The organism is Micromonospora acroterricola, from assembly GCF_003172955.1.
In the GTDB taxonomy this organism is placed as follows: Bacteria; Actinomycetota; Actinomycetes; order Mycobacteriales; family Micromonosporaceae; genus Micromonospora; species Micromonospora acroterricola.
The window spans coordinates 1-23,036 of the sequence record NZ_QGKR01000195.1; the positions used below are offsets into that span (position 1 = coordinate 1).

Genomic DNA, 23,036 nt, shown 5'->3' on the forward strand with positions numbered 1-23,036 from the left:
CGGTTGAGCCAGATCATGATCTCCATCTGGTTGACGCCGTCGGTCTTCGGCGTCGGGTCCAGCCAGATGTCGTACGAGGCGTTGTAGGTCGCGCCACTGACGTACCGGTAGTTGATGCTGCTCGTGGCGCTGCTGATCTGGCTCACCTGCATCGGCAGGTTCGTGCCGGGGGAGCAGTTGGTGTAGTGGCAACCGAAGAACACCGAGGGGTACGCCGTCGGCGCGCCGTTGGTGGGGTTGCTGCCGTTCTGGGTGGTGATCTCGAAGCCGGTGCTGGTGACGTTGATGCACTGCTGGGCAGTGGTGCCCCAGCGGTTGTTCTGCACCACGTACCGGCTCTGGATGACGGTCGAGCCGTACTGCTCGCAGATCTGGGTGTCGGCGGAGGCGTTGCCGCCGAAGGCCACGGCGACGAGGGAGCCGCCGAGCAGCAGGCCGGCGGCGACCAGGGCCCGAAGTGGACGTTTCATGACGCTCCTTGACTGCGGCGCGTGCCCGGGCGCCGGACGGGGTCGGGGCAGATGCGGGAGCGCTCCCACGCTCAACGACACATTTACATGTCTGATACTGGAGCGCAACCGTACGCGTCAAACTGGTGAATTGTGAGGATTGCCACCGCCGCGTCGGATGGCCGTCGCCGGACGTCCAGCTAACGGCGCCCGCCCACCGACGGGCGATCGCGGGCGGTCCGATCGGGCCCTGGTGTGCGTCGATAGCGCCGAGTAGCGTGTTGCCTCCAACGCGTGCCGCATCCCCTCCGGAGGCGTACACCACCATGGGTGGCTCCCCCCTGCGCATCCTCGTCGTCGGCGCGGGCATTGCCGGCCTGGCCGTGGCCCGGGCGCTGCGCCTGGCGGGCTTCCGACCGGACGTCACGGACAAGCTGCCACCGGGGGAGTCCACCGAGACCGGCCTCTACCTGCCGGGCAACGCCGCCCGAGCGCTGCACCGGCTGGGCCTGCACGACCCGGTGCGCCCACTCGGGCAGGTGATCCGGCGCCAGCGCTTCTTCGACGCCGCCGGCGCGCCGCTCTGCGAGGTCGACCTCGACACCCTCTGGGCCGGCGTCGGCGAGTGCCGGGCGCTGCCCCGGGCGGACCTGCACCGGGTGCTGCTCAGCGGAGCCGGCGGCGCCGTCCGCCACGGCGCCGAGGTCCGCACCCTGGACCTGCTCCCCGGCGCCGTCGGGGTCACCTTCACCGACGGCACCAGCACCGAGTACGACCTGGTCATCGGAGCCGACGGACCCCGCTCCTCGGTCCGGGCGCTCGCCGCCCTCGGCGGGCCACCCCGCCCCGTCGGGCAGGTGGTCTACCGGGCCGTGCTGCGCGACGGTCCCCCCGTCGCCGAGTGGACCGCCCTGCTCGGTCAGCGCTCCGGGATGCTGGTGGTGCCGATCGGCGCCGGTCGCCTGCACTGCTACGCCGACGAGGCCGGCACCGAGCCGCCCGCCGACCCGCTGGCCCGGCTGCGCGAACTCTTCGCCGACTACCGCGGCCCGGTCCCCGAGGTGCTGGCGGCGCTCGACCGGGTGCACGTCGGGATCACCGACGAGGTGGAGCTGGGCCGCTGGTACCGGGGGCGGGTGCTGCTGGTCGGCGACGCCGCGCACGCCACCGCGCCGACCCTGTCCCAGGGCGCGGCGATGGCGCTGGAGGACGCCGTCGTGCTGGCCGAGTCGCTGGGTGCCGCCGGCAGCGTGGAGGCGGCGCTGGTGGCGTACGAGAGCCGCCGCCGTCCGCGTACCCGATGGGTGCGGGACCGGACCCGGGACCGCAACCGGACCAGGGACGTGCCGCCGGCGCTGCGGGACCCGCTGCTGCGCGGACGCGGCGACCGGATCTTCGGGGAACACTACCGGCTGCTGGTGGGCCCGCTCTAGATCGTGTCCCGACACCCCACGCGGGACTGCGACCTGCCGGGGACTATCCTCCTTGCGGATGACGGCCCGCAGATAACCAGCGTGTGCCGAGCGGGACAACCGAGAACCGGAGGCCACTCGTGACCACCGTCGCACCCAAGCCGGTCGTGACCCGGCCCTGGCCGGTCCGCGAGCCGGTCAAGGGGTCGGCCATCGCGCGGCTGCTGCGTACCACGGACGCGAAGCAGATCGGGATCATGTACATGGTCACCGCGTTCGTGTTCTTCATGATCGGTGGCCTGATGGCCCTGATCATGCGGGCTGAGCTGGCCCGGCCCGGGCTGCAGTTCCTGTCGCCCGAGCAGTACAACCAGCTCTTCACGATGCACGGCACGATCATGTTGCTGTTCTTCGCGACGCCGATCGTGTTCGCCTTCGCGAACTACATCGTGCCGATCCAGATCGGCGCGCCCGACGTCTCCTTCCCCCGGCTTAACAGCTTCGCCTACTGGCTGTACCTGTTCGGCGGCACGATGGCGACCGCCGGCTTCATCACCCCGGGTGGCGCCGCCGACTTCGGCTGGTTCGCGTACGCGCCGCTGAGCAGCGTCGAGCACTCGCCCGGCGTCGGCGCCAACATGTGGATCATGGGTCTGGCCATCTCCGGCCTGGGCACCATCCTCGGCGCGGTCAACATGATCACCACGGTGCTGACGCTCCGCGCGCCCGGCATGACCATGTTCCGGATGCCGATCTTCACCTGGAACATCCTGGTCACCAGCCTGCTGGTCATCCTGGTCTTCCCGCTGCTGGCCGCCGCGCTGTTCGCTCTCGCCGCGGACCGCATCCTCGGCGCGCACGTGTACGACCCGGCAACCGGCGGGCCGATGCTCTGGCAGCACCTCTTCTGGTTCTTCGGGCACCCCGAGGTGTACATCGTCGCGCTGCCGTTCTTCGGCATCATCAGCGAGGTCATCCCGGTCTTCTCCCGCAAGCCGATCTTCGGTTACAAGGGTCTGGTCGCCGCGACCGTCGCGATCGCCGCGCTCTCCATGAGCGTCTGGGCGCACCACATGTTCGCCACCGGCCAGGTGCTGCTGCCGTTCTTCAGCTTCCTGAGCTACCTGATCGCCGTGCCGACCGGTATGAAGTTCTTCAACTGGATCGGCACCATGTGGCGGGGCCAGATCAGCTTCGAGACGCCCATGCTCTGGGCGATCGGCTTCCTGGTGACCTTCCTCTTCGGTGGTCTCACCGGTGTGCTGCTCGCCAGCCCGCCGCTCGACTTCCACGTGTCCGACTCGTACTTCGTGGTGGCGCACTTCCACTACGTGCTCTTCGGCACCATCGTGTTCGCGGTCTTCGCGGGCATCTACTTCTGGTTCCCGAAGATGTTCGGCCGGATGCTCGACGAGCGCCTGGGCAAGGTGCACTTCTGGCTCACCATGATCGGCTTCCACACCACGTTCCTGGTGCAGCACTGGCTTGGCAACGAGGGCATGCCCCGCCGGTACGCCGACTACCTGCCCAGCGACGGCTTCACCACGCTGAACATGATCTCCACGATCGGCGCGTTCATCACCGGTATCTCCACGCTGCCGTTCATCTACAACTGCTGGAAGTCGTACAAGACCGGCCCGGTGGTCGAGGTGAACGACCCCTGGGGTCACGGCAACTCCCTGGAGTGGGCGACGAGCAGCCCGCCCCCGCTGCGCAACTTCGACCGGATGCCCCGGATCCGCTCCGAGCGGCCGGCGTTCGACGCGAAGTTCCCGGAGCTGGCCGCCGGTGGACAGAGCCTGGCCGGCCCGCCGGAGGGTGGCGCCAAGCCGCTCACCAGCGAGTCGGACGGCGGTGCCAGCTACCGCGAGGACACCCCCGGCGGAGTCGAGAGGAACTGATCCTCAGCCCCTGAACCGTACGACGGGCGCCGCTACCGGGACCACCGGGAGCGGCGCCCGTCGCCATGTCCGGCCACCAGTACGTGGCCCGCTGATCCCCTCGTGGCCGGCCCCCGGTTCCAGGCCGCCTAGATACACGGCCTGCTCGGCCTGCTCGGTGTGCTCGTGTGCTCCGTCTGCTCGGTCCTGCTCGGCCTGCTCGGCCTTTTCGGTCCTGCTCGGCCTGCTCGGCCTGCTCGGTCTTTTCGGTCCCGCTCGGTCAGCTCGGTCTTTTCGGTCCCGCTCCGGTGGTTCGGTCCGCTAGTCAGTTCGACCCCGCGTGGTTCGATTCGGTTCGGTTGATCCGCTCATGCGGCTCGGTCTGTGCGGCCGGTCCGCTCGCTCGGCCCGGACTCTTACTGGCCGTTCCCGGGGCCACCTGTCCTGAAGAGCGCGATACCTGTGAGGCATAAATATGCCTCACAGGTATCGCGCTCTTTTGCGAGATGTGCTGCCGGGCCGCTGCGCTGCAGGGCTGCCGGGCCGCTGCGTTGGGGGGCTGCCGGGCCGCTGCGTTGCGGGGCTGCCGGGCTGCTGGGCCGCTGGTCCATTGCGCTCCGGGCCGCTGCGCTGCTGGGCCGCTGGGCCGCTGGGCCGCTGCGCTGCTGGGCTGCTGGGCCGCTAAGCGGCCGGCCACCATCTCGGTGCGGTCGCCATGAACAGCAGCGGGTCCGGCGTTGGCGGGCGGCAGTGCGCGGCAGGGGCGCGGCTCACCGTCGCCCTGGTTTGGGTGGTCAGCCGAGGACAGGGGGCGTGCCGGTCTCAGGGGGCGACGGGCGTGAGGTCCGCCTCGACGGGCGGCGGCAGGGCGGCCGCGTCGGCGTTGCGGCGGCGGCGCAGCTCGATCGGGAGCACCACCAGGGTGACCAGCGCGCCTAACGCACCGGTCACCACGAAGCCCCAGAGCGGCGCGCTGGCGTCGATCACCGCGCCGGCGAGCGGCGCGCCGACCGCGATGCCGACGGTGACGGCGGACCCGTGCAGGCCCATCGCCTCACCGCGGACCTCGGCCGGGGCCAGTCGGCTCACCGCGTCGGAGGAGGCCGCGATGGTCGGCGCGCAGAGCGCACCGGCCGGGATCAGCGCCAGGCACAGCAGCCACCAGTGCCCGCCGCCCAGCCCGACCGGGATGGTGCAGAGGCCGAGCGCCGCGGTCAGCACCAGCGGGGACAGCGAGCGGTGCACGGCGCCGTAGGCGAAGCCACCGACCAGCGAGGCGACCGCCCAGCCGGCCAGCACCGCGCCGGTCCAGCCGACCTCGCCGCTTTCCCGCAGTACGGCGACCACCGCGACGTCCGTGCCGCCCAGGACGAGGGTGGCGGCGGCGCTGACCGCCAGCACGGCGAGCAGCCGGGGGGTCAGCCACTCCCGGCGGGGCACCCGACGTCGGGGGCCGACGGGCTCGGTAGCGCCGCGGATCGGCGGGTTGAGCAGCCACAGGGCGATCCCGGCGGCGACGATGCCGGCGCCGACCAGGTACAGGGTGGTCCGCGCGGAGATCGCGGTGACCAGGGCCACCGCCAGCGCCGGGCCGATCATGAAGGACAGCTCGACCGACATGGAGTCCAGCGCGTACGCCGGCCGGCGCCGGTCCTCCGGGACCAGCGCGGCGATCGACTGCCGGACCACCGAGAAGATGGGCAGGGCGAGCGAGCCGGCCACGAAGGCGGCCGGCAGCAGCAGCGGGTACGGCAGCGAGGGCGCGGTGGCCCAGAACACCGCCTCGACGATGCCGGTGAGCACCAGGACCGGGCGTAGGCCCCGCCGGTCCACCAGCCGGCCGAGCAGCGGGCCGCCGATCGCCGCGCCCACCGTGATGGCCGCGCCGACCAGGCCGGCCGCCCCGTAGCCCCGATCGAGGTCGAGCACCACGTGGAAGGTCAGCGTCACCCCGGTCGCGGTGAGCGGAATGCGGGCGAGGACGGCTACCAGCAGCAGCGACCGCAGGCCGGGTAGCGCGAGCGCTTCCCGGTAAGGCTTCATGTTCACGTCGGTCCGTACCTCCGGCGACATCCTCGACCGGCGGCGGCCCGAAGGCCAACCAATTACCGCCTCATGCGGCCCTGATCACAGGTTGACCGTGCAGGGTCACCCCGGCGCCGTCCAGCGCCCGCAGCGCAACGTCGGTGGTCGCCGGAGCGACCGCGGCGGTCAGGTCGAGCAGCACGGTGGTGGCGAAGCCCTCCCGGGCGGCGTCCAGCGCGGTCGCCCGGACGCAGTGGTCGGTGGCGATGCCGACCACGTCGACCCGGTCCACGTCGTGCCGGCGCAGCCAGTCGGCCAGGCACTCACCGTCGTCGGCGTGCCCCTCGAACCCGGAGTACGCCGCCGCGTGCTCGCCCTTGTGGAAGATCGCCTCCACGCGCCCGGTGTCCAGATCGGGGTGGAACTCCGACCCGCTGGTGCCGACCACGCAGTGCCGGGGCCAGGACTCCACGAAGTCCGGCGGATCGCCGAAGTGCGCGCCCGGGTCGATGTGGTAGTCCTTGGTGGCGACCACGTGCGCCCACCGGTCCGGCTCGGCGGCGAGCAGTCGGGAGATACCGGCGGCCACCCCGGCGCCACCCCCGACGGCCAGCGAACCGCCCTCGCAGAAGTCGTTCTGCACGTCCACGATGATCAGCGCGTTGCGCATCGGGCGCTCCTCTCGTCACGGTCGGGCCCCGTGCGGGCCCCGGCGGTCTCAGTCGGCGGGTATGACGGTGACCGGCACGGCCGGGTCGCCGGCGGAGAGCTTCAGCCCCTCCCACGGGATGGAGATCAGGCACTCACGCAGGTGCTCCCGCGACTCGTCGAGGGTCGGCAGCGCCACCGGCTCGCCGTCGACCACGTACGAGCGCTGGAGCATCCGGTCGTTGGGCTGCCGGTCCGGCACGCCCTGCGGGACGATGACCTCCTCGGTGGCGGTGCCGGTCGGCTTGTGCCGGCGGACCGCCACCTTCCGGCCGCCGATGGTCGCCTTGTGCTCGGAGCGCTTCACCACCGGCCGTCCCTCGACCTCGACGAGCTTGTACACCAGCCCGGCGGTCGGCGCCCCGGAGCCGGTGACCACGGCCGTGCCCGCGCCGTACATGTCCACCGGCTCGGCGGCCAGCGCGGCGATCGAGTACTCGTCCAGGTCACCCGAGACGATGATCTTTGTTTCGGTCGCGCCCAGCGAGTCCAGCAGTTCCCGGGACTGCTGCGCGATCACCGCCAGGTCACCCGAGTCGATCCGCACCGCCCGCAGCTCCGGGCCGGCCACCGCGATCGCGTTGCGGATGCCCTGGCTGATGTCGTACGTGTCGACCAGCAGCGTCGTGTCCTTGCCCAGCGTGGCCACCTGCGAGGCGAACGCGGCCCGCTCGTCGTCGTGCAGCAGCGTGAACGCGTGCGCGGCCGTGCCCGCCGTGGGGATGCCGTAGCGCGCGCCGGCGGCGAGGTTGGAGGTGAACCCGAAACCGGCCAGGTACGCGGCCCGCGCCGCGGCCACCGCCGCCTCCTCGTGCGCCCGGCGGGAGCCCATCTCGATCAGCGCCCGGCCCCGCGCCGCGGTCACCATGCGGGCCGCCGCGGCCGCCACCGCGCTGTCGTGGTTGAGCACGGAGAGCGCCAGCGTCTCCAGCACCACGCACTCGGCGAAGCCGCCGGAGACGGTGAGGATCGGCGAACCGGGGAAGAACAGCTCACCCTCGGCGTACCCGTCGACGTCGCCGGTGAAGCGGTAGTCGCTGAGCCAGGCCGCCGCCGCCTCGTCGACCACCCCGGTCCGACGCAGGAAGTCGATCTCCTCGGGGTCGAACCGGAAGTCGCGGATCAGCTCGATCAGCCGGGTCGTGCCGGCGACCACGCCGTACCGCCGCCCGGTCGGCAGCCGGCGGCTGAACACCTCGAAGACGCAGCGGCGGTCGGCGGTGCCGTCCTTCAGGGCCGCGCTGACCATGGTCAGCTCGTAGTGGTCGGTCAGCAGGGCGGGGCGGAGGGTGCTCACGGCCCCAGCCTAAGGTTCAGCCCGCGTCGCCGCCCTCGTGGCCCGGGATCGATCGGAGCGCCGCCCACAACTCGGCCCGGGCGGTCACGCCGAGCTTGGCGTAGATCCGCTGGAGGTGGTTCTCCACGGTGCGGGCCGAAAGGAAGAGCCGCTCGGCGATGGCCCGGCTGGTCGCGCCGTGCGCGGCGAGGCGGGCCACCTGCCACTCCCGGTCGGTCAGCACCGGCGCCCCGGCGTGCAGCGCCGGCGTACGGATCAGGTCGCAGCGGCCGAGCAGCCCGGCAAGCCGCTCCCGGGCGTCGACGACCGCCGCGGAGTGCTGCTGGCGTAGCCGGTGCAGGGCCTGGGCGGTGGCCTCGGCGGCGTACAACGTCAGCTCCAGCGCGGCGTAGTCGTCGGCGACCGCGAGCAGTTCCGGGGCGGAGTCGGTCACCGCGGCGCGGGCGTGCCGGGCCAGCAGCGGCGGGAGCACGCCGTCGACCTGCTCCGAGAGCTCGGCGAGGCGCTGCGCGACGGTGCGCCGGCCGCCGTCGGAGCAGGTCGGCCCCACCGGCGCGCCGGCCTGGTCCAGCCGGACCAGATCGTGCAGGACGTGCACCTCGTGCCCGGCGAAGCCGTCCGCGCGCAGCCGGTCCACCAGGTCGTTGAGCTGCTTCACCGCGCCCGGCAGGTCGCCCGAGGCGGCGAGCACCGCGCCACGGGCCTGCTCCAGCCACGGGTAGAGCACCGCCATGCCCGGCGCGTGGGTGCGGTCCGCCTCGGCCATCGCCTCGGTGGCCTGCGCCGCGTCGCCGCGCAACGCCGCCGCCTGGGCCCGCTCGGCCTGGGCGATACCGGCGTAGACCCGGCTGGTCGCCAGCACCGCGCAGGCGCCCAGCGAGGTCCGCATCGCCGCGTCGCTCTGCCCGCGCAGCCGGGCCGCGTACGCCTGGAGGATGCCCAGGTATCCGGTGCCCAACCGGAAGTCGCCCGCCCCCGCGAGGTCGGCGAACTCGTCGGCGACGATCGCGTCGATGCCGGCCAGGTCGCCGGTGAGCATGAGCCGGGTGCCCCGGGCCAACTCCAGGGCCAGTTGCAGGTACGGCATGTCGGTCCGCCAACTGGCCGCCGCGGAGTGCACCTGGGCGATCGCCGTACCGCTGCGGGACAGCTGGCCCTGCGCGGCCTGGACGTACGCGATGGTGCTGCGGGCCAGCTCGCGGGCGGCGACGCTGGCCGCCGGCCGGTCCAGCACCCGCTGGCTGAGCCGCACGGCGGTGGTCGTGTCCAGCCGGTGCAGTCGCATGATCGCCTCGAAGGCGTGCACCCGGGCACGGTCGGCGGAGTCGCGGAGCTGCTCGACCTGCGCGGCGATCTCCTCCACGGTGGACTCCTGGCTCAGCCCCCAGTAGCTCACCATGCCCCGGACGGTCAGCCACCGGCAGAACCGCCGGTCGTCGCCGGGCTCCGGGGTCACCGCGTCCAGCACCTCGATCGCCTCTTCCGGGCGGTCGGCGAACATGAGGATGGTGGCCAGCAGCTCCGCCGCGTCGGAGCCGCCGTCGGCGTTCAGCGCCGCGCGGGCCAGCCGGGTCGCCAGCGGCACGTCGTAGCGGGTGAACGCCTGCACCGCGGCGTCCACCAGCAGGGCCGGGTCCTGTGCGGTGCCCGAGTCGAGCCGCCACACCGCCACCCGCAACAGGTCGTCGCGGCGGCGCTTGCCGACCCGCTCCAGCAGCTCCGCGAGGTGGGCCTGGAGCCGCCGGGTCCGGCTGACGGGGCAGCGGCGGCGCATCACCTCGCCGTAGAGCGGGTGGGCCAACCGGACGTTGGTCCGCCGGTCGTGCTGCACCACGGTGATCAGCCCACGTTCCTCGGCGGTCTCCACGTCGGTCGGATGGGCGGCCTGGTTGAGCAGGGACAGGCCCAGGGGCTCGCCGAAGGCGACCAGCTCGACGACCGCGCGGACGCCGTCGGTGAGCTTGCCGACCCGCGTGTCGATCAGATCGGTCAGGTTGGGCGCCAGCTCCAGGCGGCCCGTCCACTTCCAGATGCCGTAGGTGCGCTTGAGCTCCGCGCTGCCGCTGGCGGCGTGCACCAGCTCCCGCAGCAGCAGGGGGTTGCCGGCCGACAGCCGGCCGAGCCGGTCGGCGGAGCCGGCGTCCACCGGGCCGCCCAGGATCGCCGCCAGCAGGCCGGCGGTGTCCGCCGGTGGCATCGGGGGCAGCTCGACGTGCTCGACCAGGTCGTCGGTCCAGAGTGCACGGATCGGCATCGGGATCTGCTCGCCGTCGCGCAGTGTGCCGAGCACGGTGGCGTTCTCCGAGCGGGCGACCAGGTGCACCAGCGCCGCCGAGGGTGGGTCGAGCAGGTGCGCGTCGTCGATGGCGAGCACGATCCGCCGGCCCGCGGCCTGCTGCTGCAGCACGTCCAGCGCCCACCGCAGGATGCCGGCGGGCGAGAGGCCCTGCGGCTGCTCGGCGGGGAGGACCTGCACCAGCCCGCCGAACGGCAGCGCGGCGGTGGTGGCGCTGGCCGCGATGGACCAGATCGCGTACCGGTCGGTGGGCAGTGTGCTGACGCCCTCGCGCAGCAGCCGGCTCTTGCCGATGCCCGCGCTGCCGCTGAAGAAGAGCCCTCGGCCAGCCTCGCCCGTCACTGCCGCCAACAGGCGGTTGAGCTCGTCGGTTCGGCCGACGAACTGCCATCGACTCATTTGCGCAGCATATCCATCGAAACCTGTCCGCGCCCGTACCGTCACGCACCGAAGTTGAGTAGCCTCGTCGTTACCGCTGAGTATTCGAGGTGTTCGGCCCGGTCACCGGCCCGCCCGTACTCTTCCGACATCCGGGTTCGTCACCGGAATTTCCACGCGACCGGCGCGCCGGTCGCCTGCTACGGGAGGCCACCTGATGAAGCAGGGCCCTCTCCCCTCGGTCGACTCGTCGGGCGACATGGCCGGCCACGCTGACCTGCCGCGCTGCGGCCCGTTACCGACCCGGGTCGGGGTCACCGGCCCCGGTCCGGAGGAGCCGCTCGGCGTGGTCGCCGTCGGCCCGGCCGGCGCCGAGCGGCGCGGGGTGCTCGCCACCCTGCTCGGGCTCGACCCGGTCATGCTGACCGTGCCGTCAGGCAGCTGGTTGGTGGTGCGACACGCCAAGGCGCCCACCCGGGCGGCGTACGTGCCGGGCTACCGCCAGCCGCACTCGTACGGCGCCGACCGGGACGCCGCCGGCCCGGCGCTGGCCCGCCCGCCCCGGCGGGTCGAGCTGAGCGTGCCCGAGCCACTGTTGCGGCACTTCACCCTGGTCGACACGCCGGACACCGGCACGCTCGGCGTCGCCGGCGGCCGCGTGCTGCTCGACGCGGTCGGTCGGGCCGGCGCGCTGCTCTTCGTGATCGCGGCCGACCAGGCGTTCACCGCCGCGGAGCTCAACCTGCTCGCCGAGGTGGCCGCCGCCCCGGTGAACGTCGTCTTCGCGGTCACCCCCGGCGCGGCGGGCTGGGCTCCACTGGCCGACGGCGTGGCGACGACGGAGGGCACGGGGGCGTCCGTCCCGCCGCCAGGCGGTGTGCGTGAAGAGGTGGACCCGGTCGCGGTGACGGTGGAGGCGCACCGCGCGGCGCTGCTGGCCGCCGTGCCGTCCCTGGCCGGTGCGCGGTGGTTCCCGGTCGACGACGCCGAGTCCGCCGCCGACCTGCGCCGGGCGCTGGTGGGTTGGGCGGCGCAGGAGGGGCTCCAGCGGGCCAGCGCCGATCCGCCGGTGCTGCCGGGCCAGCACGACCGGGTGACCGTCGTGGCCGACCCGGGGGACTGGTCCGAGCAGCTCGACCGGCAGACCCGCTCCTGTTCGCAGCGGATCCGCCAGCACCTGGCGTTGGAGTTGGCCAACGCCCACCTGCGGGTCGTTCAGGAGATCGTCTTCGGGGTCGGATGCGCCGGTCTACCGGAACTGCTGGACCGGGAGATGGCGGCGCTGTCCCTGTTGGCCACCGCGCAGTGCGACCAGGCGGTACGAGGCATCCTGGCCAACGCCGCGGCGCGGGTGCTCGGCGCGCCACCGGCCGAGGGCGTGCTCCGCCGGATCGCCACCGCCGTGCAGTACGGCCTCACCGATCACCGGCCCGGCCGCGACCTGGACCGGGTGCTGCTGATCACCAGCACAGCGGGGGTGGCCGGGCTGACCGGCCCGGAGGCGATCGACGCGCTCGACGGCTATCCGAGGGCGTCCCGCGACGAGGTGCTCCCGCCGGTCGCGGTGGCGCTCTCCGGCGGCTGCTGGCAGCAGTGGCGTACCCCCGGCAACGACGACCAGAACGCGGCCCGGGCGTGGTCCCAGCGGGCGTTGCGGGAGGTCGAGCTGGGGCTGTCCCGGGAGGTCTCCCGACGGTTCGAGGTGATCCGCCTCTCGCTGGGCGCGGTGCTCTCCGATGCAGTCGATCACGGCATCCTGCTCGCCTGACGGCGTGCCTGCGTCCTGCCCCGGCTCCGTGTGGCGCCTCGCGTCCGCTGGCGTCCGGGCCGAGGCCGGAGCGGCCGGTTTGGGTGATCCTCGCCAGGCCGGCGTTCCGGTTCCTCGGTTCCGGGAAAGCGGTGGCACGATGGGGGGCATGGCGGCTCCGCAGGTTGCACCGGTCGAGACGCCGGACACTCACGAGGTTCCGGCGTCCGACCGGCAGTGGGTGACGATCGTGTGGGACGACCCGGTCAACCTGATGACGTACGTGACCTGGGTCTTCCAGAAGCTCTTCGGCTACAGCCGGGAGAGGGCCGAGCAGCTCATGCTGGACGTGCACCACAAGGGGCGCGCCGTGGTCTCCACCGGTGCCCGGGAACGGATGGAGCACGACGCGTCGCAGCTGCACGCGTACGGGCTGTGGGCGACGGTGGACCGCTCGTGAGTATGTTCCGTCGCCAGGCCGGCCGCTATGTCGCCACCTTGGCCGTGGACGAGGTGCGGGTGCTGCGCAAGGTCGCCTCCGAGGTGGTCGGCCTGCTCACCGACGGCTTCGACCACAGCGACCCGGTCGTCGACCGGCTCTTCCCGGCGGTCTACCCCGAGGATTCGGCCGGCTCCGCCGAGTTCCGCCGCTACACCGAGGGTGATCTGAAGACCGCGAAGATCGATCAGGCGGGGGCCATCCTGGCGGCGCTGCCTGACGAGGCGGGCGGCGAGGTGCGGCTGGACGCCGAGGCGGCCGAGGCGTGGCTGCGGGCGCTGAACGACGCCCGGCTGGCGATGGGCGTCCGGCTGGAGATCAAGGACGGCACGGACCTGGGCGAGGAGCTGGACGACGCGGTGGCCGAGGATGCGTCCTCCAGCCGGGTGTTCCAGCTGTCGGTCTACGCGTACCTCGGATATCTACAGGAGTCGCTGCTCAACGCCTTGATCGACTAGGGGTGACCGGCACCACTTCAGGCCGGTACCCGCCAGGCGTTAGGCTGGTGCACGTGCTGAGCATCGACCGGTCGATCATCGACGCGATCGTCGCCCACGCGCGCCGGGACCACCCAGACGAGGCGTGCGGCGTGGTCGCCGGTCCCGTCGGCAGCGACACCCCGACCCGGCACATCCCGATGGACAACGCCGCGCGGTCGATGACCTTCTACGAGTTCGACTCGATGGAGCACCTGCGGGTGTGGCGGGAGATGGACGACCGGGACGAGGAGCCCGTCATCATCTACCACTCGCACACCGCCACCGAGGCGTACCCGTCGCGGACGGACGTCTCCTTCGCCGGCGAGCCCGGCGCGCACTACCTGCTCGTCTCGACCCGTGAGCCCGACTCGGAGGAGATCCGGTCGTTCCGGATCGTCGACGGTGTGGTCACCGAGGAGCCGGTTCGGGTGGTGGAGGCCGGGGTCGACCCGCACGCCGTCCAGTCCTACATGTTCGGGCAGAGCCCGGCGACGGTCGACTACGAGTGTTCCGGCCGCTGACCCGTCAGCGTCCGCACCCGTTCCGTCCCGTCACCGTTGGCACACCCGAATGAGGAGCACGACATCATGGCCATCGAGGTTCGCATCCCCACCATCCTGCGCAGCTACACCGGCGGCGCCAAGGTCGTCGAAGGTTCCGGCGACACCCTGAACGACCTGCTCACCGACCTGGACTCCCGGCACGCCGGGCTGCGTGGCCGGCTGGTCACCGACGCCGGCGCGCTGCACCGCTTCGTCAACGTCTACGTCAACGACGAGGACGTCCGCTTCCTCGGCGCGTTGGACGCGAAGCTCTCCGACGGCGACAGCATCACCATCCTGCCGGCAGTGGCCGGCGGTGCGTTCGGCTTCGCGGCGGCGGCGGCGATCAGCCAGCACAGCGCCGCTGCCGTTCGCCAGCAGACTGCGACGGCGGCAGCGGGCGGCGCCGTCGCCGCCCGCTGAGGGCGGCCGCCATGGCGCGGTACGACAGCCTGCTCGACGCCTGCGGGGGCACGCCGCTCGTCGGCCTGCCCCGGCTCTCCCCGACGGTGCCCGACGGCGCGCCGCCGGTGCGGCTCTGGGCCAAGCTGGAGGACCGGAACCCGACGGGCAGCATCAAGGACCGGGCCGCGCTGTTCATGGTCCGTGGGGCGGAGGAGGCGGGCCGACTCCGGACGGGTGACACCATCCTCGAGCCGACCAGCGGCAACACGGGCATCTCGTTGGCGATGGTGGCCAAGCTGCGCGGCTACCGGCTGGTCTGCGTGATGCCCGAGAACGTCTCGACCGAGCGGGTCCAGCTGCTCCGGATGTACGGCGCCGAGATCATCTTCTCGCCGGCGGCGGGTGGCTCCAACCAGGCCGTCGCCACCGCGAAGCAGATCGCCGCCGAGCACCCCGACTGGGTGATGCTCTACCAGTACGGCAACGAGGCCAACGCGCGGGCGCACTACGAGACGACCGGGCCGGAGCTGCTGCACGACCTGCCCACCATCACGCACTTCGTGGCCGGGCTGGGCACCACCGGCACCCTGATGGGCACCGGGCGCTACCTGCGGGAGAAGGTCGACGGCATCCAGGTCGTGGCCGCCGAGCCGCGCTACGGCGAGCTGGTCTACGGCCTGCGCAACATCGACGAGGGGTACGTGCCGGAGCTCTACGACGCCTCGGTGCTCTCCCGGCGCTTCTCGGTCGGCACGCGGGACGCGGTGCTGCGTACCCGGCAGCTCGTCGACGTGGAGGGCATCTTCGCCGGTTTCTCCACCGGCGCGATCCTGCACGCCGCGCTCGCGGTGGCGCACGAGGCGGTCCGCGACGGCCGCCGGGCCGACGTGGCGTTCGTGGTCTGCGACGGCGGCTGGAAATACCTGTCCACCGGCGCGTACGGCGGGACGCTGGCCGACGCCGAGGACGCCCTGGAGGGTCAGCTCTGGGCCTGACGGGCAGGGGTCTTCGGGTGCGGGCCGTCGATGCACGTGTCGACGGCCCGTACGCTGCCCGACACACTGTGAGCCGGTGTCACGTTCGTGACAACTTCCATTGGATGATTCTTGCTGCGGCGTGTCCCGGCGTAGGCTGCGCAGCGTGGCGTACGCGTCGGTAGAGATCATGGCCGAGACGACGGCCGGCATGAGTGCTACTGACAGTGACAGCGAGACGACTCGATGCGACTGACTGTCCTGGGGTGCGCCGGCAGTTTCCCCGGCCCGGAGTCGCCGTGCTCGGCCTACCTGGTGGAGGCCGACGGCTTCCGGCTCCTGGTCGACTTCGGCACGGGCTCGCTGTCGAGTCTCCAGCGGTACGCGGGGCTGCACGCCCCGGACGCGATCCTGTTGACCCACCTGCACTGCGACCACATCCTCGACGCCGTGTCGTACGTGGTGGTCCGCCGTTACGCCCCGGACGGCCCCTACCCGGCGCTGCCGGTGTACGCGCCCTCCGGCGCCCCGGACCGGCTCAGCGCCGCGTACGGCGACGACAGCACCGTCGAGGACGTCTACCAGTTCTACGCGCTCCAACCGGGCACCTTCCCGATCGGGCCGTTCACGGTCACCGTCGACCGGGTCAACCACCCCGTCGAGACGTACGGCGTGCGGCTGGAGCACGGCGGGCGGTCCCTCTGCTACTCCTCGGACACCGCGCCCTGTGACGCGCTGCTGCGACTGGCCCAGAACGCCGACGTCTTCCTCTGCGAGGCCAGCTATCTCGACGGCGCGGACAACCCACCGGACCTGCACCTGACCGGCCGGGAGGCCGGTGAGACGGCGACCAAGGCCGTGGTGGGCCGGTTGCTGCTCACGCACCTGGTGGCCGCCTGGGGCAGCGAGGCGCACACGCTGGAGTCGGCCGCCGCCGCGTACACCGGGCCGCTCGAGGTGGTCCGGGCCGGCGCCAGCTACGACGTCTGACCCACCTCGTCCTGGTCGACCGCGGTCGCCGGATTCCTCCGGGTGCACGACGCGGAGTCCGGTCGGGGCACCCGGGGGCGGGTGGATCACCGCACCGCATAGGGTGCAGGGATGGCGCGACCTGACGGGCGAGGGCCCGATCAACTTCGACCGGTGACCCTGACCCGAGGCTGGAGCACGCATCCGGAGGGCTCGGTGCTCGTCGAGTTCGGCGATACCCGGGTGCTCTGCACGGCGAGCGTCACCGAGGGGGTGCCCCGCTGGCGCAAGGGCTCCGGGCTCGGTTGGGTGACCGCCGAGTACGCGATGCTGCCCCGGGCCACCAACACCCGCTCCGACCGCGAGAGCGTCAAGGGCCGGGTCGGTGGCCGTACCCACGAGATCTCCCGGCTGATCGGCCGCAGCCTGCGCGCCTGCATCGACCTGAAGGCGCTCGGCGAGAACTCGGTGGTGCTCGACTGCGACGTGCTCCAGGCCGACGGTGGCACCCGGACCGCCGCGATCACCGGCGCGTACGTGGCGTTGCACGACGCGGTGGACTGGCTGGCCGCCCGCAAGGCGTTGGCCGGCAAGCCGGACAGGGTGATGCACCGCTCGGTGGCCGCGGTCAGCGTGGGGATCATCGCCGGCGAGGCGCGGCTCGACCTCTGCTACGAGGAGGACGTGGCCGCCGAGGTGGACATGAACGTGGTCTGCACCGGTGCCGGCGACTTCGTCGAGGTGCAGGGCACCGGCGAGGCGGGTGTGTTCGCCCGGGAGCAGCTCGACAGCCTCCTCGACCTGGCCGTCGCCGGCTGCGCCGAGTTGGCCGAAGCCCAGCGGAAGGCACTGTCATGAACAAGGTCCTGCTCGCGACCCGCAACCGTAAGAAGCTGGTGGAACTCCAGCGGATCCTGGACGGCGCGCTCGGCGCGCACCGGATCGCCCTGCTCGGGCTCGACGACGTCGAGCAGTACGAAGAACTGCCGGAGACCGGCCTGACCTTCGGCGAGAACGCGCTGATCAAGGCGCGGGAGGGCTTCCGGCGTACCGGGCTGCCGACCATCGCCGACGACTCCGGGCTGGCGGTGGACGCGCTCAACGGGATGCCGGGGGTGTTCAGCGCCCGCTGGTCCGGCCGGCACGGCGACGACCGCGCCAACCTCCAGCTGGTGCTGGACCAGATCGCCGACGTGCCCGACGAGCAGCGGGCCGCGTCCTTCGTCTGCACGGTGGCGCTGGTGCTGCCCGGCGGCAAGGAGCACCTGGTCGACGGCCGGCAGTCCGGCCAGGTGCTGCGCGCTCCGCGTGGCGACGGCGGCTTCGGCTACGACCCGATCTTCCTGGGCGACGGGCAGGAGCGGACCAACGCCGAGCTGACCCCGGCGGAGAAGGACGCGATCAGTCACCGCGGCAAGGCGCTGCGCGAGTTGGCCAAGCTGGTCGCCAAGGTGCTGCCGCCCGCCGCCTGACCCGCGGCGGACGACAGCGACCCGGCGGAGGTCAGCTCAGCGGGCCGACCTCCCGTTCGATGGCGGCGCGCAGCTCCGGGCCGGCCAGCACCGCGCGGGCCGCCTCCATCACCGGAGCGAGGAACATGTCGGGGCCGGGCGCACCGGCCGACCCGGTCAGCGCGGCGACCGCGGCCTGGCCGGCCGGCGACGGCACCAGCGGCGCGCGGAGCTGGAGGCCGCGGACCGCGGCCAGCAGCTCGACCGCGAGCACGCTGGACAGGTTGTCCAGCACCGTGCGCAGCTTCTTGGCCGCCGCCCAGCCCATCGACACGTGGTCCTCCTGCATCCCGCTGGTGGGCAGCGAGTCCACCGAGGCGGGCGCGGCGAGCCGGCGATTCTCCGCGACGATCCCGGCCGCCGTGTACTGGGCGATCATCAGCCCGGAGTTGACGCCCGCGTCGGGGGTGAGGAACGCCGGCAGGTCCCGGGACCGCGCGACGTCCAGCAGCCGGTCCACCCGCCGCTCGGCGATCGCACCCACCTCCGCGGCGGCGATGGCCAGGAAGTCGGCGGCGAAGCCGAGCGGGGCGCCGTGGAAGTTCCCGGTCGACTCGACCCGGCCGTCCGGCAGCACGACCGGGTTGTCCACCACCGACACCAGCTCGCGGCCCGCGACCGTTCGCGCGAACTCCAGCGTGTCCCGGGCGGCCCCGGCGACCTGCGGCGCGCAGCGCATCGAGTACGCGTCCTGCACCGCGTGCGCCAGGTCGTCGCGGTGCGAGTCCATCACCCGGGAGTCCTGCAGCAGGCGGTGGATGTTCGCCGCCGAGGCCGCCTGACCCGGGTGCGGGCGGATGGCGTGCAGCTCGGGCAGGAAGGGCCGCTCGGAGCCGAGCATCGCCTCGATGCCCAGCGCGGCGGTCACGTCGGCCATGGTGAAGAGGTGCGCGGCGTCGTCGATGGCCATCAGCAGCATGCCGAGCATGCCGTCGGTGCCGTTGATCAGCGCCAGCCCCTCCTTGGCGGCCAGCTCGATCGGCTTGATCCCGGCGGCGGTCAGCACGTCGGCCGCGTCCTGCCGCTCGCCGGCCGGGCCGAGCACCCAGCCCTCGCCGAGCAGCACGAGCGCGCAGTGGGCCAGCGGCGCCAGGTCACCGGAGGCGCCCAGCGAGCCGTGCTCGGGCACCCACGGGGTGATGTCGTTGTTGAGCAGGTCGAGCAGCGCCTCGGCGACCAGCGGGCGGACCCCGGAGTGGCCCAGCGCGAGCGAGCGGACCCGCAGCAGCATCATCGCCCGGACCACCTCGCGCGGCATCGGCGCGCCCACCCCGGCGGCGTGCGAGCGGATCAGCGCGTGCTGGAGTTCGGCCCGGCGCTCCGGGGCGACGAAGGTGTTGGCGAGCGCCCCGAAGCCGGTGGAGACCCCGTAGACGGGGCGGCCGGCCGACTCGATGCCCTCCACGATGGCCCGGCTGGCCGTCATGGCGTCGATGGCGGCCGGGTCGAGGACGACCTTGGCGTTGCCGCGGGCCACGGCGAGCACGTCGGCGGGGGAGACCCCGGTGGGTTGGATGGTCACGGTCGTCATTGCGGCACTCCGTTGAGCAGGACCTGGCGGATCAGTGGGACACCGGGCCGGTAGGCCAGGTGCAGGTACGACGGCGCGTCGAGGACGACCAGGTCGGCCCGGGCGCCGGTGGTGAGCACGCCGATGTCGTCGCGGCGCAGCGCCCGCGCCCCACCGGCGGTCGCCGCCCACAGCGCCTCCGCCGGGGTCATCCGCATCTCGCGGACGGCGAGGGCGATGCAGAACGGCATCGACGACGTGTACGACGAGCCGGGGTTGCAGTCGGTGGCCAGCGCGACGGTGACTCCGGCGTCGAGCAGCCGGCGGGCGTCCGGGTACGGCGAGCGGGTGGAGAACTCGGCGCCGGGCAGGAGGGTCGCCACCGTGCGGGTCCCCGACCCGTCGGTCGTGGCCGTGTCGGCCAGCGCGGTCACGTCGGCGTCGCTCAGGTGGGTGCAGTGGTCGACGCTGGCCGCGCCCAGCTCCACCCCGAGCTGGACGCCCGGGCCGGGGCCGAGCTGGTTGGCGTGCACCCGCACGCCCAGCCCGGCGGCCTGCCCGCACGCCAGGATGGCCCGGGCGTGGTCGACGTCGAAGGCGCCCCGCTCGCAGAACACGTCGACCCACTTCGCGTACGGAGCGGCGGCGGCCAGCATCGGCCCGCAGACCAGCCCGACGTAGTCGTCGGGGCGGTCGGCGTACTCGGCGGGCACCACGTGCGCGCCCAGGAAGGTGGTCTCGGCGCTGGACTCCGCGGCGATCCGCAGCGAGCGGGCCTCGTCGGCGACGGTCAGCCCGTACCCACTCTTGATCTCGATGGTGGTGCTGCCCTGCCGCAGCGCCTCCCCGCGGAGCCGGCGCACGGTGGCGCGCAGCTCGTCGTCGGAGGCGGCCCGGGTAGCGCCGACCGTGGTGCGGATGCCGCCGCCGGTGTACGGCTGGCCGGCCATCCGGGCGGCGAACTCGGCGGCCCGGTCACCGGCGAAGACCAGGTGTGCGTGGCTGTCCACGAAGCCGGGCAGCACGGCCGCGCCACCGGCGTCGACCCGCCGGTCGGCGGCGGGCGCGTACGCCGCCGGCCCGACCCAGGCCACCCGCCCCTCCTCGACGAGCACGGCGGCGTCCCGGCGGATGCCCAGGGGACCCTCGCCGGCGCCGTTGGTGACCAGCTCCCCGATGTTGTCCACCAGCAGGCTGCTCATGCGGGTGTCACCGCCTCGATCGAGGACGACAGTTCGGTCGGCACGTCCACGCTCAGGTGCCTGCCCTCGGCCACCACCACCCGGCCGTCCACCACGACCTGGACGACGTCCGCCGCCCCGGCCGCGAAGAACGCGCCCACCGGAGGCACACCGGCGGTGCGGGCGCTGTCCAGCCGTACCGTCACCAGGTCGGCGCGGGCGCCGACGGCGATCCGCCCGGCGTCGGCCCAGCCCAACGCGGCGTGGCCGGCGGCGCTGGCGGCGCTCAGCAGGTCGGCTGGCGCGAAGTGACCGCGGCGCCGGGTGCGCAGCCGCTCGTCCAGCTCCACCGCCCGCGCCTCCTCGAAGAGGTCGATCACCGCGTGGCTGTCGCTGCCCAGGCTCAACCGGATCCCCGCGTCGGCCATCCGCCGGGCCGGGCCGATCCCGTCGGCGAGGTCCCGTTCGGTGGTCGGGCAGAGGCACACCCCGGTCCGGCTCTCCGCGAGCAGTGCCACGTCGCCGCTGGTCGGGTGGGTGGCGTGCACGGCCGTGGTGTCCGGCCCGAGCACGCCGTGCTCGGCGAGCAGCGCGGTCGGCGTACGCCCGTGCACGGCCCGGCACTCGTCGTTCTCGGCGGGCTGCTCGGAGAGGTGGACGTGCAGCGGCGCCTGCCGGTCCCGGGCCCAGCCGGCCACCGTGTCGAGCTGGTCGGCGGGGACCGCCCGCACCGAGTGCACGGCCGCGCCGACCCGGGCGTGCCCGTCCGTCGGGTGGAACGCCGCCGCCCGCTCGGCCCACCGGGTGGCGTCGCCGTCGCCGAAGCGTCGCTGCGGCCCGGCCAGGGCCCGGCCGTCCACGCTGGCGGTCAGGTAGCAGGTGTCCAGCAGGGTGAGCCGGATCCCGGCGTGCGCGGCGGCCTCGACCAGCGCCGCGCCCATCGCGTTCGGGTCGTCGTAGGCGCCGCCGTCGGGCCGGTGGTGCAGATAGTGGAACTCGCCGACGCAGGTGATCCCGGCCAGCGCCATCTCGGCGTAGACCGCCCGCGCCAGGGCGAGGTACGTGTCCGGGTCCAGGCGGTCCGCGACGGCGTACATCCGGTCCCGCCAGGTCCAGAAGTCGCCCCGGCCGCCGTGGGTACGACCGCGCAGCGCCCGGTGGAAGGCGTGCGAGTGCACATTGGCCAGGCCGGGCAGCGTCAGGCCGGGCAGTCGGGTCGCGTCCCGCAGCACCTCGACCCCGGCGGCCGGGCTTCCGGCCCCGACGAGTGGCGTGCGCGCGGTGATCCGGCCGTCCTCGACCTCGATCAGCACGTCCGGCGTGGGCTCGGCGTACTCGGGCAGCCAGGCGTACTCCGCCAGCCAGCGGGTTGTGGTCATGCCCCTCGCCCCCTTTGGAGCTGAATCGCTTGCGACATCGGCGGCTGGGACGTTCTGGCTGATTCGTTTGCGACATCAGCTCTGAAGGACGGCGGGAAGAACCTGCCACCGCCGCGCCGGCGACCTCGCACACGCGGACGCCGCCGATCCGTACCACCCGGCGACCGGCTCGTCACCACGCTCACCGGCATGTCAGCTCCTCCAGCACGCGGGCCAGCGCCCGCACCCCGGCCGCGCAGTCCTCGTCGGTGGCCGCCTCGGCGGGGGAGTGCGACACCCCGGTCGGGTTGCGCACGAACAGCATCGCGGTCGGCAGGTGCCCGGCGAGCACCCCGGCGTCGTGCCCGGCGCCCGTGGGCAGCACCGGTGCCCCGAGCAGCGTGGCCAGCCGGCCGGAAAGCCCCCCGTCGAAGGCGACCAGCGGGGTCGCCGACTCCTCGGTCACCGTCACCGCCGTACCGTCGCGGCGGGCCCGATCGGCGAGCTTGCCCCGCACGGCGTCGACCAACCCGGCGAGGGTCTCCGGGTCGGCGGCGCGGGCGTCCAACCAGCCGGTCACCTTCGACGGGATGGCGTTGGTGGCGTTCGGCTCGACGGCGACCCGACCCACCGTGGCGTGCGCGCCGCGCAGCCGCGCCTCCTTGTTGGCCGCCAGCACGGTGAACGCGTAGGTGAGCATCGGGTCGCGGCGGTCGGCCATCCGGGTCGTACCCGCGTGGTTGCCCTCGCCGACGACGTCGAAGCGCCAGCGGCCGTGCGGCCAGATCGCGCTGGCCACCGCGACCGGCGCGTCCGTCTCGACCAGCGCGCGGCCCTGCTCCACGTGCAGTTCCACGAAGGCGCCGAACCGGCCCAGCAGATCCGGGCGGGCGCCCGCCGGCCGGTCGCCGAGCGCCTCGGCGAAGCTCACCCCGGCCGCGTCGCGCAGCCCGGCCGCGCGCTCCGCCGGCAGCGCCCCGCTGAGCAGGCGCGACCCCAGGCACGGTACGCCGAAACGCGCCCCCTCCTCCTCGACGAACGCGCCCAGCACCAGCGGCCGCGTCGGGGTGACGCCGGCCGCCCGCAGCTCGTCCACGGCGAGGAACGCGCTGACGATGCCCAGCGGACCGTCGTACGCCCCGCCGTGCGGCACCGAGTCGAAGTGGCTGCCGGTGAGCACCGCGTCCCCGACCTCCGGGTCACCCCAGTGGGCGAACAGGTTGCCGTTGCCGTCCTCGGTGACCGGCATGCCGCGCTCGTCGGCCTGTGACCGGAACCAGGCCCGCAGCTCCAACTCGGGCTCGGTCAACGCGTAGCGCAGGTAGCCGCCACTGCCGGCGTCGCGCCCGACCGGCGCGATCTCGTCCCACAGCTTCCGGAACCGGGCGGCAAGGTCGTCGGTCATGCTCTACTCCC

Annotated in this window: 20 protein-coding genes; 11 read left to right on the forward strand and 9 right to left on the reverse strand. The window is 73.2% G+C overall.

The annotated features are described in order from the left end of the window. The coding region (locus tag DKT68_RS14590) for a GH12 family glycosyl hydrolase domain-containing protein (protein WP_407940743.1) at positions 1–470 on the reverse strand (470 nt) is incomplete at its 3' end. A 305-nt stretch (positions 471–775) separates the two neighbouring features. Here DKT68_RS14590 and DKT68_RS14595 point away from each other — a divergent pair. Both DKT68_RS14595 and ctaD read left to right on the forward strand, forming a co-directional pair. Further along, positions 776–1,882, forward strand: coding sequence for an FAD-dependent monooxygenase (locus tag DKT68_RS14595; protein ID WP_109817950.1), 1,107 nt, complete (start codon positions 776–778; stop codon positions 1,880–1,882). Between the two features lie 119 nt (positions 1,883–2,001). Then, entirely contained in the window at positions 2,002–3,762 is a 1,761-nt protein-coding gene (gene ctaD / locus DKT68_RS14600) for an aa3-type cytochrome oxidase subunit I (RefSeq protein WP_109817951.1), read from the forward strand. 801 nt (positions 3,763–4,563) lie between these two features. On the opposite strand, the gene DKT68_RS14605 is transcribed toward ctaD, so the two are convergent. From DKT68_RS14605 to DKT68_RS14620, 4 genes are read right to left on the reverse strand one after another with little or no spacing between them, the layout of a single operon-like run. Next, complete coding sequence (locus DKT68_RS14605) at positions 4,564–5,814, reverse strand: MFS transporter (RefSeq protein WP_109817952.1); 1,251 nt, start codon at positions 5,812–5,814, stop codon at positions 4,564–4,566. A gap of 40 nt (positions 5,815–5,854) precedes the next feature. After that, complete coding sequence (locus DKT68_RS14610; protein WP_109817953.1) at positions 5,855–6,436, reverse strand: isochorismatase family protein; 582 nt, start codon at positions 6,434–6,436, stop codon at positions 5,855–5,857. Positions 6,437–6,484: 48 nt separating this feature from the next. Beyond that, positions 6,485–7,771: a nicotinate phosphoribosyltransferase gene (locus tag DKT68_RS14615; RefSeq protein ID WP_109817954.1), complete on the reverse strand. Its 1,287-nt coding sequence runs from the start codon at positions 7,769–7,771 to the stop codon at positions 6,485–6,487. Positions 7,772–7,787: 16 nt separating this feature from the next. Further along, positions 7,788–10,466 (reverse strand): LuxR C-terminal-related transcriptional regulator, encoded by a 2,679-nt coding sequence (locus DKT68_RS14620; protein ID WP_109817955.1) that lies wholly within the window; start codon positions 10,464–10,466, stop codon positions 7,788–7,790. Positions 10,467–10,662: 196 nt separating this feature from the next. On the opposite strand from DKT68_RS14620, the gene DKT68_RS14625 reads away from it, so the two are divergent. The 9 genes from DKT68_RS14625 (at position 10,663) to rdgB (ending at position 17,532) form a co-directional block, all read left to right on the forward strand. After that, positions 10,663–12,213 (forward strand): P-loop NTPase family protein, encoded by a 1,551-nt coding sequence (locus tag DKT68_RS14625; RefSeq protein WP_109817956.1) that lies wholly within the window; start codon positions 10,663–10,665, stop codon positions 12,211–12,213. A 148-nt stretch (positions 12,214–12,361) separates the two neighbouring features. After that, positions 12,362–12,652 (forward strand): ATP-dependent Clp protease adapter ClpS, encoded by a 291-nt coding sequence (gene clpS, locus DKT68_RS14630; RefSeq protein ID WP_109817957.1) that lies wholly within the window; start codon positions 12,362–12,364, stop codon positions 12,650–12,652. A gap of 2 nt (positions 12,653–12,654) precedes the next feature. Next, complete coding sequence (locus DKT68_RS14635; RefSeq protein WP_201749046.1) at positions 12,655–13,149, forward strand: DUF2017 domain-containing protein; 495 nt, start codon at positions 12,655–12,657, stop codon at positions 13,147–13,149. Between the two features lie 53 nt (positions 13,150–13,202). Continuing rightward, entirely contained in the window at positions 13,203–13,691 is a 489-nt protein-coding gene (locus tag DKT68_RS14640) for a Mov34/MPN/PAD-1 family protein (protein ID WP_109818031.1), read from the forward strand. Between the two features lie 66 nt (positions 13,692–13,757). Then, positions 13,758–14,135 (forward strand): MoaD/ThiS family protein, encoded by a 378-nt coding sequence (locus tag DKT68_RS14645; RefSeq protein WP_109817958.1) that lies wholly within the window; start codon positions 13,758–13,760, stop codon positions 14,133–14,135. 11 nt (positions 14,136–14,146) lie between these two features. Further along, positions 14,147–15,112, forward strand: coding sequence for a PLP-dependent cysteine synthase family protein (locus DKT68_RS14650; RefSeq protein WP_109817959.1), 966 nt, complete (start codon positions 14,147–14,149; stop codon positions 15,110–15,112). A gap of 225 nt (positions 15,113–15,337) precedes the next feature. Then, positions 15,338–16,081, forward strand: coding sequence for an MBL fold metallo-hydrolase (locus tag DKT68_RS14655; protein WP_109817960.1), 744 nt, complete (start codon positions 15,338–15,340; stop codon positions 16,079–16,081). A 111-nt stretch (positions 16,082–16,192) separates the two neighbouring features. Next, on the forward strand, positions 16,193–16,918 hold the full coding sequence (gene rph / locus DKT68_RS14660) for a ribonuclease PH (RefSeq protein ID WP_109817961.1): 726 nt from the start codon (positions 16,193–16,195) through the stop codon (positions 16,916–16,918). Next, the gene (rdgB, locus tag DKT68_RS14665; RefSeq protein ID WP_109817962.1) at positions 16,915–17,532 is read left to right on the forward strand and encodes an RdgB/HAM1 family non-canonical purine NTP pyrophosphatase; all 618 of its coding nucleotides are present in this window, start codon (positions 16,915–16,917) and stop codon (positions 17,530–17,532) included. Before rph ends, rdgB begins: the two co-directional genes overlap by 4 nt. Positions 17,533–17,563: 31 nt before the next feature. Here the strand turns inward: rdgB and hutH are convergent, their stop codons facing one another. The 4 genes from hutH to DKT68_RS14685 all read right to left on the reverse strand — a co-directional run bounded on the left by hutH (position 17,564) and on the right by DKT68_RS14685 (position 23,025). After that, a complete protein-coding gene (hutH, locus tag DKT68_RS14670) occupies positions 17,564–19,102 on the reverse strand; it encodes a histidine ammonia-lyase (RefSeq protein WP_109817963.1) in 1,539 nt (512 codons plus the stop codon). Next, complete coding sequence (gene hutI, locus DKT68_RS14675; RefSeq protein ID WP_109817964.1) at positions 19,099–20,283, reverse strand: imidazolonepropionase; 1,185 nt, start codon at positions 20,281–20,283, stop codon at positions 19,099–19,101. Before hutI ends, hutH begins: the two co-directional genes overlap by 4 nt. Continuing rightward, a complete protein-coding gene (locus DKT68_RS14680) occupies positions 20,280–21,641 on the reverse strand; it encodes a formimidoylglutamate deiminase (RefSeq protein WP_109817965.1) in 1,362 nt (453 codons plus the stop codon). Before DKT68_RS14680 ends, hutI begins: the two co-directional genes overlap by 4 nt. Positions 21,642–21,822: 181 nt before the next feature. Beyond that, complete coding sequence (locus DKT68_RS14685) at positions 21,823–23,025, reverse strand: allantoate amidohydrolase (protein ID WP_109817966.1); 1,203 nt, start codon at positions 23,023–23,025, stop codon at positions 21,823–21,825. Between the last annotated feature and the right edge of the window lie 11 nt (positions 23,026–23,036).